The 13,935-nt window shown below is 64.0% G+C and carries 7 protein-coding genes; all 7 read left to right on the top strand.

The window, feature by feature from the left end; all coding sequences use genetic code 11:
* The first annotated feature begins 213 nt into the window (after positions 1-213).
* The 7 genes from AC1D75_RS02065 (at position 214) to AC1D75_RS02035 (ending at position 13,869) form a co-directional block, all read left to right on the top strand.
* Positions 214-2,067, top strand: coding sequence for an alpha/beta hydrolase-fold protein (locus tag AC1D75_RS02065; RefSeq protein ID WP_495513658.1), 1,854 nt, complete (start codon positions 214-216; stop codon positions 2,065-2,067).
* A gap of 94 nt (positions 2,068-2,161) precedes the next feature.
* Positions 2,162-2,701: a DUF732 domain-containing protein gene (locus AC1D75_RS02060; protein WP_495513657.1), complete on the top strand. Its 540-nt coding sequence runs from the start codon at positions 2,162-2,164 to the stop codon at positions 2,699-2,701.
* A gap of 13 nt (positions 2,702-2,714) precedes the next feature.
* A complete protein-coding gene (locus AC1D75_RS02055) occupies positions 2,715-3,689 on the top strand; it encodes a cutinase family protein (protein WP_495513656.1) in 975 nt (324 codons plus the stop codon).
* A 122-nt stretch (positions 3,690-3,811) separates the two neighbouring features.
* Positions 3,812-4,807, top strand: coding sequence for an LLM class F420-dependent oxidoreductase (locus AC1D75_RS02050; protein ID WP_495513655.1), 996 nt, complete (start codon positions 3,812-3,814; stop codon positions 4,805-4,807).
* 291 nt (positions 4,808-5,098) lie between these two features.
* Positions 5,099-6,997 carry a long-chain-fatty-acid--AMP ligase FadD32 gene (fadD32, locus tag AC1D75_RS02045; RefSeq protein ID WP_495513654.1) on the top strand — a complete coding sequence of 633 codons (1,899 nt, stop codon included), beginning with the start codon at positions 5,099-5,101 and terminating at the stop codon, positions 6,995-6,997.
* Positions 6,998-7,010: 13 nt separating this feature from the next.
* Entirely contained in the window at positions 7,011-12,326 is a 5,316-nt protein-coding gene (gene pks13 / locus AC1D75_RS02040; RefSeq protein ID WP_495513653.1) for a polyketide synthase Pks13, read from the top strand.
* Positions 12,319-13,869 (top strand): acyl-CoA carboxylase subunit beta, encoded by a 1,551-nt coding sequence (locus tag AC1D75_RS02035; RefSeq protein ID WP_495513652.1) that lies wholly within the window; start codon positions 12,319-12,321, stop codon positions 13,867-13,869. Before pks13 ends, AC1D75_RS02035 begins: the two co-directional genes overlap by 8 nt.
* Positions 13,870-13,935 lie beyond the last annotated feature (66 nt).

Genomic DNA, 13,935 nt, shown 5'->3' with positions numbered 1-13,935 from the left:
CCCTCTGGTCACAAAAATCACACCAGTAACAGGTGTGGCAACCTCAAAACCGAACGCCCTACGTGTATGAAACACGTAGGGCGTTCTGTTTTTTTCTGCTCACCGGTATTCGGAGACGTAGCGAGACGGAGTTCGACCCGGTGTGCGAAGCAGGTGCGCAGCGGAGTTCGGCCAGAGATCTGGTTTTGATCGTGACTTGAGGAGTAGAGGTACATGCGGCAGAGATTTGTGCGCGGCGCAATGGGACTGATCGCCGGCGCAGTGGCAGTGTCCGCAGTGCTGGGAACATCGACCGCGGTGGCCGCGCCTGTCCATGCGGCCCCTGGGCCGGTACACAGCGCTCCTGCTGTCGAAGTTCCGGGTGTCAAGATCACCAACACCTTCTGGTACTCCGATCGCCGCGTCGCGATGTGGGTCTACTCGCCCGCGATGGGCACCAACATCCAGGTGCAGTTGCTGCTGGCGCGGGACTGGAACTACCGGCCGTCGAACACCTTCCCGCAGATGTACATGCTGGACGGTCTGCGCGCGCAGGAAGACCAGAACGGCTGGATCATCAACACCAACGTCGAGGACTTCTACAAGGACAAGAACGTCAACGTCGTCCTGCCCATCGGCGGTGAATCCAGCTTCTACGCCGATTGGCAAGAGCCGAACAACGGCAAGAACTACAAGTGGGAGACGTTCCTGACGAAGGAACTGCCGCCGCTCCTCGAGAAGCAATGGCGTTCGACGGATGTCAGGGGCGTCGAAGGGCTGTCCATGGGCGGTTCGGCGGCGATGATGCTCGCTGCGCGTAACCCCGGGTTCTTCAAGTTCGCCGCGTCGTTCTCCGGCATCCTCCAGCTCAGTTCGTTCGGTATGCCGCAGGCCATCCAGTTCGCGGTGAACGATGCCGGCGGCTACGACGCCGCCAAGATGTTCGGGCCGCCGACCGATCCGGCCTGGAAAGAACACGACCCGTATGTGATGGCCGAAAAGCTGGCAGGCACCAGTCTCTACGTGTCGTCCGGCAACGGTCTGGTCGGCCAGTACGACACCTTGTCGACCATCCCCGGCCTGGCCACCAACTACGCGGGCGTGGGACTCGAAGTTCTCTCGCGGGTCACCTCGCAGCAGTTCGCGAGCCGTCTGAATCAACTCGGTATCCGTGCGCAGGCCGTCTACCGCGACTCGGGAACCCATACCTGGCCGTACTGGCAGTTCGAGATGGAACAGGCATGGCCGCAGGCGGCCGGAGCCCTCGGGCTCGCTGCCGACCGCCCGGCGTGCAGCACCAGTGGCGCGATCGCGCCGGTGTACAAGACGAACAAGTCTTCGCTCGGAGAGTGCCTCACCCCGGAATATGACGTGCCCGGTGGTCGCGCTCAGGACTTCCGTGGCGGCCGGATCATCTGGTCGGCCAAGACCGGCGCCCAGGTCGTGGGCGGTGGCATCGGCGGAGCCTATGTGGCCGCAGGTGGTCCCGGTGGCTGGCTCGGATTCCCGACCAGTGGTGAACTGGCCACACCGGACAAGGTGGGACGCTTCAACCGCTTCCAGAACGGCAACATCTACTGGACCCGGACCACCGGTGCCCATGCTGTCGGCGGCGCGATTCTCGCCGACTGGGGCAAGAGTGGCTATGAACGCGGACCGCTGAAGTACCCGACCGGTGATGAGATCGACACCCCGGGTGGCAAGGGCCGAGTGCAGGCCTTCCAGATCGGTGCGTACTACTGGAATCCTGCCAATGGCGCACATTCGGTGCAGGGCATGATCTTTGACAAGTACCTTGCGCTCGGCCACGAAGGTGGCTGGCTGGGCTTCCCGACCACCAATGAGATCGGTCTCAAGGCGGGCGGCAAGCTCACCGCATTCGATGGCGGCAACATCTACTGGACCCCGGCCAAGGGTGCCTTCGCGATCGCACCCGGACCGATCTTCGATGCGTGGGGCAAGGCCGGCTACGAGAACGGAAAGCTCGGCTACCCCATCAGCGACGAGGAGCCGATCACCGGCGGAACCAGGGTGCGTTTCGAAGGCGGCTCCATCGAAAACGTCAACGGCGTTGTCACGGTCAAATAATTCCCTCAGATCGTTTCGGTAGCCTGGCGGAGGCCTTCGGGCACCAGACCGCACAGACGACGTCCCCGCGAGGGGCGCCGGAGAAGGAAGTGACATGACAGGCAACATCATTCGGGCCGTGACCGTGGGCGCAGCACTGCTGGTGACAGCTGTGCTGGCCACGGGGTGTGGTGACGACGACTCGACGGCTTCGGCGCCCACCAGTGCGGTGAGCACCTCCAGCAGCCCGGTCAGCGCCACCAACAGCGCGGAGCCCTCACCGAGTGAGAGTGCCCCGTCGTCGGCAGTGACGTCGACAAAGGTGACCAGCAAGGCACAACCCGACGACACCGAGGGTCTGCCGGCAACCGGACCGGCTTCCGCGCAGGTCCCCGTGGGCGTCGACGCCGACGACAAGACGCAGGCGTACCTCGCCGAGCTGAAGAAGCAGGGTGTGCAGATCCCCAACGACCCCGACAACGCGCTGGCAATCAGTGCGGGCCAGACCGTCTGTGAGGGCAAGAAGCAGGGGACTCCGCCCGCGAACGTCAAGATCTTCGTGGTGCCGATCGTCGGGTCGGGTACGACTGATGAGGCCAAGGCCAACTCTGACGCCGACAAGGTGATCAAGGCCGCCGAGTCGAAGCTCTGCTGACCGGCCGAATTCAATGACACCCAAGAAACGCAAGCGGGGCAAACTGCTGCTCTTTGCCATCCTCGGTCTGGGGATTCTCAGCGTCATCGCGGTCATCCTCGTGGTGATCCTGATCATCAACCTGCTCAAGCCGGAACCCGTTGGGCCCGAAGGCCCGACGCAGGACACGACGAGTTCGGTGCCGCGTCCCACCGCGCAACCGGCCGATTGTCCCGATGTGCAGGTGATCTCGGTCCCGGGTACGTGGGAGTCGGCGAGCGACGACGACGCCTATAACCCGACCGCGAATCCGCAGTCGTTGATGCTCAAGGTTTCTGGTCCGCTGTCGAATGAATTCGATTCGTCGCGCGCTGACGTCTACACCGTTCCGTACGTCGCGCAATTCCGGAATCCGACGAACCTGCAGGACCGGCAGGCCGACTACGACGTCTCGCGCGCCGAGGGTACGCAGAAGACCCGGGCGAAAATCGCGGAGGTCAATGCGGAGTGTCCACTGACCAGCTTTGTGCTGATGGGCTTTTCGCAGGGTGCGGTGATCGTGGGTGACATCGCCGGCGAGATCGGCAACGGCAATGGCCCCATCGCCCAGGATCTGGTTTTGGGCGTCGGCCTGATCGCCGATGGTCGTAGGCAGCCGAACCAGGCGGAGAACGTCGGCCCCAATCCGACCGGGGTCGGGGCGGAGATCGCCCTCGACATCCTGCCGATCCCCGGCATCGATCTGACCGGTCCGCGGCCCGGTGGTTTCGGTGAACTCACCGATCGCACGTACTCGCTGTGCGCGCCCGGCGATCTGATCTGTGATGCGCCGACGATTACCAACCCCCTCGAAGGCATCAACAAGTTGATGGGGGCCATCAACAATCCGATCCACGCGATGTACAACACAACGCAGTACTGGAGCAACGGTGGTCAGCCCGCGACGGTCTGGATGACCGACTGGGCGCGCGGCGTGATCGACGATGCGCCGTTCCCCAAGCACGAATAGCCCGTCTGGCCCTGTCCGACCATTTTGAACCGCCTGGCTGCGGAAGTAACGTGTGACGCCGAACCGCGCGGCGTCGGGTTGAGCCGATGGCCGCGGGCAATGCGTACTAGGTAGGAGAGAAGATGACGTCAGCTGCGGCGGACTCCGGTCTGCGCAAGTTCCGATTCGGAGCAGGCGGCGAGGGCAACCGTGACGAGGGTGGTGCCCGTAAGTTCGTCAAACTCGCGCAGACCGCCGAGGAGTACGGTTTCGACACCTTCGCGGTGCCGGATCACCTCGGCAACCAGGTCGGTCCGCTTGCGGCCCTGGGTGCACTGAGCCAGGCCACCGACCGAATCCGACTCGCGACGTCTGTGCTGGCCAATGGCTACCGTCATCCCGCGCTGCTGGCCAAAGAGGCCACCACCATCGACGTGCTGTCGAAGGGGCGCCTCGAGCTCGGTATCGGGGCGGGGTGGATGAAGGAGGAGTTCGACAAGGCCGGCATCGAGTTCGAGTCGCCGGGTGTCCGCATTCGTCGTCTGGATGAGTCATTGACCATCCTGGACGGCCTGTTGCGGGGCGAAGAGGTCAACTTCTCAGGTGAGTTCTACAACATCAAGGGGCTCGTCGGCAGCCCTCGGCCACGGCAGGGCCCGCGGCCTCCGATCGCGGTCGGTGGTGGTGGTCCGAAGATGCTGGCGCTGGCCGCCAAGCACGCCGACATCATCTCCGTGGCGACCGGCACCACCGCCGAAGGCAAGCTGCGGCTCTCGGATATGACGATGCAGAAAACGGTCGAGCGGGTGGACCGGATCCGGCAGGCGGCCGGTGAGCGTTTCAACGAGATCGAGCTGAACTGGACGATCGCCACGATTGTCATCACCGACGATCGCGAGGCCACCGCAGAGATGGCCCTTGCTGCTCTTGACCAGGGATATCCGCCGAACATCGAGATGGATGTGAAGCTCTCGGTCGAGGACATCCTGGAGTCGCCGTACCTGGCATTCGGCTCGTTCGAGCAGATCGCCGATCAGATCCGTGAGGTACGCCGGCGCACCACGATGTCGTACGTCGGAGTTTTCCCGACTCAGATGGACGCGTTCGCGCCCATCATCCCGCTTCTCAAAGGAGAGTAGGGGCGACCCGCGTCGCAGTGGCGTAGGTTGTCTTTCGGCCATCCGGCGAAGACGGGTGCCGACGGCGGGTGGTGTTCATGTGATGGGCACCGTCGCCGGTAGGATGTGAAGGGTTTGGCTCGGGTCGACATGGCTTCGAGTCCTATTTGGCTTGACATGAAAAGTAGGGAACCCTGTTGGAGACGAATCCGAAGGTAGAGATCGGCAACCGTGCCGAGATGACGCCGACGGCGGAGTGCGACAGCGGTGACCCGATTTGGGCCGGCGCCCCGGCCGCTATCAGGAGTGCGAATGAACAACGAGTTTGACCAGTTTTTGGACGAGAACGGCAATCTGTTCTTCACCGAAGACGCGACTCTGGTCGACTACGTGGAGCGCAATGTCGTCGAGCAGGCCGACACCCTGGCGTATCGATTCATGGACTACAGCCGTGAGCGTGACGGCGAGGCCATCGATCTGACCTGGGCACAGTTCGGCAAGCGCCTGCGCGCGATCGCAGCGCGGCTGCAGCAGGTCACCCAGCCCGGTGACCGGGTGGCGATCCTTGCCCCGCAGTCGCTCGAGTACGTGATCGGTTTCTTCGGCGCGCTCTACGCAGGCAACATCGCTGTCCCGCTGTTCTCTCCGGATGAGCCCGGGCACACCGATCGGCTGACCGCGGTGCTGGCCGACTGCAAGCCGTCCGCGATCTTGACCTCGACGAAGTCTGCCGAAGCGGTACGTGACTTCTTCAAACCGCTGCCCGCCAAGGACCGTCCCCGCGTCATCGCCATCGACGCCGTTCCCGATTCGGTCGGGGAGACCTGGGTGCGTCCGACGCCGAAGCTGCACGACACCGCGTACCTGCAGTACACCTCGGGTTCGACCCGGGTCCCGGCCGGCGTGATCATCACCTACGAGTCCGTTGCGGCGAATGCGCTGCAGATGATCGATGCGATCGAGTTCGACCACAACTCGCGTGGTGTGACCTGGCTGCCGATGTTCCATGACATGGGCTTGCTGACGGTCATCCTGCCTGCGCTGGGTGGCAAATACATCACGATCATGAGTCCGCAGGCGTTCGTGCGCCGCCCGGGTCGCTGGATCCAGGAGCTCGCGGCGATGGCCGACCGCGCGGACACCTTTGCTGCGGCGCCCAACTTCGCCTTCGAACATGCCGCCGTGCGCGGCGTGCCGAAGGACGGCGAGAACATCGACCTGAGCAACGTCATCGGTCTGATCAACGGCAGCGAGCCGGTCACGGTCAGCTCGATGAAGAAGTTCAACGACGCATTCGGCCCGTACGGACTCCCGAAGACGGCCATCAAGCCGTCGTACGGCATGGCCGAGGCCACCCTGTTCGTCTCGTCGACCAAGCGCGACAACGAGGCGAAGATCATCTATGTCGATCGCGATGAACTCAATCGCGGCCAGTTCAAGCTTGTCGACCAGGACGCACCGGGTGCGGTGGCGCAGGTGTCGTGTGGGCAGGTCTCGGTGAGCCAGTGGGCCGTGATCGCCGATTCGGAGACCGCCACGGAGCGTCCCGACGGACATGTCGGTGAGATCTGGTTGCACGGCATGAACATCGGGCACGGTTACTGGGGTCGCCCGGAAGAGACCGAAGAAACCTTCAACAACACCCTGGCGAACCCGTTGCCGGAGGGCAGCCACAGTGTCGGCGCCCCGGAGGGTGCCAAGTGGATGAAGACCGGTGACTACGGCGTCTGGTACGACAACGAGCTCTACATCACCGGTCGTGTCAAGGATCTGGTGATCGTCGACGGCCGCAACCACTACCCGCAGGACCTCGAGTTCTCGGCGCAGGAGGCCAGCCCGGCACTGCGCCCCGGTTTTGTGGCGGCCTTCGCGGTGCCGGCCAACGAGTTGCCGGAGGTGGTGTTCGCGAACTCCGCCAGCGGATTGAAGTTCGACGCCGATGACGCATCTGAGCAGTTGGTCATCGTTGGCGAGCGTGGGCCCGGCAAAAAGGTCGATCCACAGGAAGTGGCGGACACCGTCCGCGCCGCGATCGCACAGCGACACGGCGTGATGGCGCGCGATGTGTTGATGGTCCCGGCCGGCTCGATCCCGCGAACCTCCAGTGGCAAGATCGCCCGACGGGCATGTAAGGCGGCGTACATCGACGGGAGCCTGCGCGGTGGCTACCAGCAGACCGCGTTCCCCGACGCGCCGATTGAGAACCAATAGTTTGGAAACCCCGATGCCTGAACTGAATAACGAGCCCGGTGCTTTGAACTCGGACGATGAATTGCCGGGCTCCGGTTTCGGGCCGGGAGACGGCTCGCATTCAGACGGTGACATTGACGTGTCGCCGGTGGGGTCGGACACCGATTCGGGTGTCGCGCTCCATGATGACGAGAAGGCCGGGGACATGACGGTCTCGGAGCTGCGTGAGTGGCTGCGCGGCTGGGTCTCCGACACCACCGGGCTGCCGCTTGATCAGGTATCGGATGACCGGCCGATGGAAGAGTTCGGTCTGTCGTCGCGGGATGCGGTCGCATTGTCGGGTGACATCGAGGACAAGACCGGTGTGATCCTGACGGCCACGGTTGCCTACCAGCATCCGACCATTGCGTCGTTGGCGAAGCGCATCATCGAGGGTGATCCTGATGAGGGTCTCGATGACGATGATGATGCCGAGCGTTATCAGCGGGTACGTGGCGCCGACGACGACATCGCCATCGTCGGTGTGGCAACCCGTTTTCCGAAGGCCGGGCACACACCGGAGTCGACGTGGGATCTGTTGATCAACGGGCGCGACGGTGTCGGTGGACTGCCGGAGGATCGCTGGACGGAGTTCAAGTCCGAACCCCGCATCGCGAAGGTCCTCGCGGAGGCGAACCTCAATGGTGGCTACCTCGACGACGTCAAGGGCTTTGACGCCGACTTCTTCCAGATGTCGCCGCGCGAGGTCGAGATGGTCGATCCGCAGCAGCGCCTGGCGCTGGAACTGACGTGGGAGGCGCTCGAACACGCCCACATCCCGGCCAGCGACCTCAAGGGTGGTCAGGTCGGTGTCTTCATCGGCAGTTCCACCAACGACTACCAGATGCTTGCCGTCTCCGATCCGGAAGGCGCGGGCGAGACCGCCGCGTACGCACTCACCGGAACGTCCACTTCCATTGTGGCCGGACGGGTTTCGTACTACTTCGATTTCCGGGGGCCGTCGATCGCCCTCGACACCGCGTGTTCGTCGTCGTTGGTCGCGGTCCATCAGGCCGTGCGGAGCCTGCGCTCCGGCGAGTCGGACGTGGCGCTTGCCGGCGGCGTGAACATGCTCATCACCCCAGCCGCGACACTCGGCTTCGATTCGTTGGGCGTGCAGTCGAAGGACGGCCGGATCAAGGCGTTTTCGTCTGATGCCGACGGAATGATCCGTGCCGAGGGTGGCGGACTGGTCGTTCTCAAGAGGCTCTCCGATGCTCGCCGGGACGGCGACAAGGTGCTGGCCGTGGTCGCGGGCTCGGCGGTCAACTCCGATGGACGCTCCAACGGACTTCCCGCCCCGAACCCCGAGGCGCAGGTTCAGGTGCTGCGCACTGCCTACACAGATGCCGCGATCAATCCCCGCGATGTCGACTACATCGAGGCCCACGGCACCGGAACCATCCTCGGTGATCCGATCGAGGCCGATGCGCTCGGCCGCGTGGTGGGTAAGGGGCGTGAGGCCGACAAGCCGGCTCTGCTCGGTTCGGTGAAGACCAACTTCGGTCACCTCGAAGCTGCCGCCGGTGCCGCCGGACTCATCAAAGTTGTTCTGGCGCTTGGCGAGAACAAACTGCCCCCGTCGCTGAACTATGCAGGCCCCAACCCGTACATCCAATTTGATGCGCTGCACCTGAACGTGATCCCGGAGGCCACCGATTGGCCGCGGTATTCGGGACACGCGGTGGCCGGCGTCTCCGGGTTCGGCTTCGGCGGTACCAACGCGCACGTCGTCGTGCGAGAGGTGACCCCAGAAGATCTCACCGAACCGGCCACGACCGAGGTCGACGTACCGGCGGCTGCGCAGGCCACGGTCGCGGACTTCCTCGACGCAGACGACGATCCCGACGAATTCCTCACCGAGGCCGAGCGTGCTGCGCTCGGTCAGTTGGCCGCGGCCCCGAAGGTCGCGGAGACCGCGGTGGCCGAGGTCGATCCGACCGAGGGATTCGCCCCGTGTGCGGTCGAAGGTTCGGTTGTCCCGCTTGTCGTTTCCGGATTCGTGCCGTCGCGCCGCCGCAAGGCCGCCGCCGATCTGGCCGACTGGCTGGAGACAGATGAGGCCAAGGCCGCGCCGCTGGCAGACATCGGCCGTGCGCTGGCCCACCGCAACCACGGGCGTACGCGCTCGGTGGTGATGGCCCGCAGCCACGAAGATGCACTCAAGGGCATGCGTGCGATCGCGGACAACAAGAATTCGCCGATCGTATACACCTGTGACGCACCGGATCCGGCGTCTGCCGTCTGGCTGCTGTCCGGATTCGGCTCGCAGCATCGCAAAATGGCCAAGCAGCTCTACACCGAGAACCCGATCTTCGCTGCGGCGGTCGACAAGGTCGACAAACTGATCGAAGACGAGCTCGGTTACTCGATCGTCGAGCAGTTCCTCGACGATTCGGTCAACTACGAGATCGAGACCTCACAGATCGGCATCTTCACCATCCAGATCGGCCTGGCCGAGCTGCTCCGACATCACGGCGCCGATGCCGGTGTGGTGGTCGGACATTCGATGGGCGAAGCGGCAGGCGCCTACATCACCGGCGGATTGTCGCTGGGTGATGCCGTGCGCGTCATCTGCCAGCGTTCGCGCCTGATGGGTGAGGCCGAGGCGACGCTGACCGGCGACAACATCCGGCTGATGGCACTGGTGGAGTACAGCGCCGATGACATCACCGGTGTTCTCGCCGACTACCCGGATCTCGAGATCTGCGTGTATGCCGCGCCGACCCACACCGTGATCGGTGGACCGGAGTCCCAGGTGGATGCCATCGTCGCGCGCGCCGAGAGCGAAGGAAAACTCGGCCGCAAACTGGCAACCAAGGGTGCGAGCCACACGTCCCAGACCGACCCGCTGCTCGGCGAACTCGCGTACGAGCTCAGCGGAATCGAGCCGATGTCGCCGAAGATCGGCTTCTACAGCTCGGTGGACCGCGAAGAGTTCTACCGCCCGGGCAGCGACCCGGTGCACGCCGTCGAATACTGGACCAAGGGGCTGCGGCACAGTGTCTGGTTCTCCCAGGCCGTGTCGAAAGCTGTTGAGAACGGCCACACCACGTTTGTGGAGCTGGCACCGAACCCGGCTGTCCTGATCTCCGTTGCCGCAGTGACCTTCGGTGCCGGTATCCACGATGCCGAACTGATCGAAACGCTGCGCCGCAAAGAGGACGAGAGCTACGGCGTGATCAATGCGCTGATGAAGCTCTACGTGCACGGGCATCCGGTGGATGTCGGAACCCTGTTCGGACAGGGCGACTTCGCCGCCATCCCGCGGACCCGCTTCGAGCGCAAGCCTTACTGGCTGACCGCGTCGATTTCCGGCGGTTCCGGTGAGGGTCGTATCCCCGGCTCGCACGTTGCGCTACCCGATGGCAGGCACGTCTGGCAGGTCTCGGCAACGGCCGCAACCGATCTGACCCAACTGGTGAAAGCCGCTGCCGAGCAGGTGCTTTCCGATGTGCAGGTCACCGCGGTGGTGCCTTACGGCGAGCCCGTGGGAGCAACGACTCTGACCACCACACTCGCACCGCATCCCGGTGGGGCCGGACTGCAGGTACATGCCGCGGAAGGCACGTCGTTCCGATTGCTGCTCGACGCGGTGGTCACCGCCGGTGTGCCGCTCGCGCCGACGGTGCCTGCACTGTCGAATGCCGCCGAGGCCGCAAAGAACTCTGGCTTCGTCGACAACACCGTGGTCACCGACCCCGAGGTCAGCGATGAGATCGGCGCCCGCTGGGATCCGAACTCCGGTGAGAGCATTGAGGATCGGATGGCCCACATCGTGGCCGAGTCGATGGGTTATGAGGCCGAGGATCTTCCGCGCGAGATTCCGCTGATCGAGTTGGGTCTCGATTCGCTGATGGCGATGCGGATCAAGAACCGCGCCGAGTGGGAGTTCGACATCCCGCAACTGCAGCTGCAGGCGATGCGTGAGGCCAACCTGCAAGATGTGGTCAAGTTCGTCACCTACGCCGTCGAACATCGTGAAGAAGTGCAGGCACTCGCCGCTCAGGCCGAAGGTCAGGGCGAACTCGACACTGCCGCGCTGGCCGAGCTCATCAACTCCGACACGTCGGAGAGCGCAACCGAACCAGAACCCGAGCCCGAGCCTGAACCCGAGGTTGCTCCGGTGGTGGTTTCGCCGGAGGCTGCGCCTGCCGCAGCTGTTGCTCAACCCGCAGCAGCCGCACCGGCAAACCTGAAGAGTCAGGCCGAAGTCGCTGCTGCTGCCGGCGCCGATGTGCCGCCGCGAGATGCCGCCGAGCGCCTGACATTTGGTGTGTGGGCTGTGGTCACGGGCAAGTCGGCCGGTGGAATCTTCAATCCGCTGCCGGTGCTCGACGACGAGACCGCCGAGAAGTTGACCGCGCGTCTGTCCGAACGGGCAGGCGGTGAGCTCGACGTCGAGGACGTCATCGACGCCGACAACATCGAGACGATGTCGAACTACGTGCGCGAGCACCTCGAAGGAGGCCAGGTCGACGGGTTCATCCGGTACCTGCGTACTCCTGAGAAGACCGACCGTAAGCCGGTTCTGGTGTTCCACCCGGCGGGTGGATCGACCGCGGCCTACGAACAGCTGCTCAAGAAGCTGCCCGAAGATGTGCCCGTGATCGGTTTCGACCGCGTCGAGGGCAGTATCGAAGAGCGCGTCAAGCAGTACTTCCCGAAGCTCAAAGAGGTTCAGCCCGAAGGGCCGTACACGCTGGTGGGTTGGTCGCTGGGTGGAGCGTTGGCCTATGGGTGCGCCCAGATGCTGGTCGAGCAGGGTGACGAGGTCGCGTTTGTGGGTCTGATCGACGTGGTCCGCCCGTCTGAGCCGATCCTCGACACACCGGAAGCCAAGCGGGCCCGGCTGCAGCGGTACTACGACTTCGCCAAGCGCACATACGGTCTCGACGATGCGCCGCTGCCGATGGACCGCCTGGTGGAGGCCGATGACGAAGGCCAGTTCCGCATCATCATGGAGATGCTGGCGATGAGCGACGCCAAGATCCCCGGTGGCATCATCGAGCACCAGCGCACCAGCTTCCTCGACAACCGGGCACTGACAACCGTGGAACCGACACGATTCGACGGCAAGGTTGTGCTCTACCGCGCCGACCGGATGCACGAGGGTGCAATCGAACTCGAGCCGCAGTGGGCTCACATCGATGAAGACGGACGATGGGGTGAGGTCGTCGACGATCTCGAGATCATCCACGTCGGCGGCGATCATCTGGCAATCATCGACGAGCCTTATATTGGAAAAATCGGTGCCGATCTGACCACCCGGTTGGACGAGCTCTCGCAGGAAAGTGACACGAGTGACTGACACGACCGCAGGCAAACTCAAAGAACTCCGCGAAAAGCTCGAGGCCGCAAAAGAACCCGGTGGCGAGCGGGCTGTTGCCAAGCGGGCGGCGAAGGGCATCGGTTCGCCGCGTGAGCGGTTGAACATGCTGTTCGATCCGGGCACGTTCGTGGAAATCGGTCAGCTGGCCAAGATGCCGGGTGCTGCCGAGAGCGGCTACGGCGACGGTGTCGTCACCGGTCATGGAATGGTCAACGGCCGTCCGGTGGCTGCGTTTTCGCACGATCAGACCGTGTTCGGCGGGACGGTCGGTGAGATGTTCGGCCGTAAGGTCGCGGCGATCATGGAGTGGGCGGCCAAGGTCGGTTGCCCGATGGTCGGTATCAACGACTCGGCGGGTGCTCGTATCCAGGACGCGGTCACCTCACTGGCCTGGTACGCAGAGATGGGTCGTCGTAGCGATCTGCTGTCCGGCATGGCCCCGCAGGTCTCGGTCATCCTCGGAAAGTGTGCGGGCGGTGCCGTGTACAGCCCGGCCAACACCGACATCCTGGTGGGCGTCAAGGACCAGAGCTACATGTTTGTCACCGGGCCCGACGTGCTCAAACAGGTGACCGGCGAAGATGTTTCGGCCGAAGACCTCGGTGGCTCGTACAACCAGGCGGCGTGGGGCAACATCCACCACCTGGCCGACGACGAGAAGGGTGCCTTCGACTGGGTCCGTGAGTACCTCGAGTACATGCCGTCGACCTGTTACGAGCGTGCGCCGATCATCAATCCGGGCTTGGAGCCCGAGGTCACCGACAGTGATCTCTCGCTGAACACCTTCCTGCCCGACAGCGACAACGCCGGCTACGACATCCGCGACGTCATCCTGCGGGTGTTCGACGACGGTGCGTTCCACGAGGTCGCAGACCTGTTCGCGCCCAACATCGTCACCGGTTTCGCCCGTATCGACGGGGCGTCGGTGGGTGTTGTCGCCAACCAGCCCAACGCGATGTCCGGTGTGCTCGATACCGATTCGTCGGAGAAGGCCGCTCGGTTCGTGCGGATCTGCAACGCCTACAACATTCCGCTGATCTTCCTGGTGGATACTCCCGGCATCCTGCCCGGGTTGGACGAGGAGCGTAAGGGCACGATCCGCCGGTCGGGTCGTTTCCTCTACTCCTATGTCGAGGCCGACGTACCGAAGATCACCGTGGTCCTGCGCAAGGCCTACGGCGGCGCGTACGCGGTGATGGGCAGCAAGCAGCTCGGCGCCGACCTCAACTTCGCGTGGCCAACGGCCAAGATCGCGGTGATGGGTGCGGAGTCGGCGGCTGCGGTCCTGACGCGCAAGCAGACCGAGAACGCCACACCGGAAGACGCCGCGAAGATCCGCAAGGACTTCATCGACTTCTACAACACCGCCATGGCCACGCCCTATCTGGCGGCTGAACGTGGATACATCGACGCTGTCATCGAGCCGGCCAACACCCGCCTCGAACTCCGGCGGGCGTTGGCGCAGCTCAAGGACAAGCAGGTTCTGCGGACACCGCGCAAGCACTTCTTGATGCCGATCTGACGTTGCGGATCGCGCCTGCAATGGGGCTGCTCGACGTACGGTGATTCCACGATCGCCTTCCCAAAC

The organism is Williamsia sp. Y712 (assembly GCF_059445525.1).
The sequence above is the reverse complement of the archived record's forward strand: the minus strand, read 5'-3'. Positions and strand labels throughout refer to the sequence as shown.

What these genes read in the sequence shown, in the direction of transcription:
- fadD32 (WP_495513654.1), top strand. Translation starts at nt 5,099, where the DNA reads ATGAACAACGAGTTTGACCAGTTTTTGGACGAGAACGGCAATCTGTTC.
- AC1D75_RS02065 (WP_495513658.1), top strand. Translation starts at nt 214, where the DNA reads ATGCGGCAGAGATTTGTGCGCGGCGCAATGGGACTGATCGCCGGCGCA.
- AC1D75_RS02050 (WP_495513655.1), top strand. Translation starts at nt 3,812, where the DNA reads ATGACGTCAGCTGCGGCGGACTCCGGTCTGCGCAAGTTCCGATTCGGA.
- pks13 (WP_495513653.1), top strand. Translation starts at nt 7,011, where the DNA reads ATGCCTGAACTGAATAACGAGCCCGGTGCTTTGAACTCGGACGATGAA.
- AC1D75_RS02055 (WP_495513656.1), top strand. Translation starts at nt 2,715, where the DNA reads ATGACACCCAAGAAACGCAAGCGGGGCAAACTGCTGCTCTTTGCCATC.
- AC1D75_RS02060 (WP_495513657.1), top strand. Translation starts at nt 2,162, where the DNA reads ATGACAGGCAACATCATTCGGGCCGTGACCGTGGGCGCAGCACTGCTG.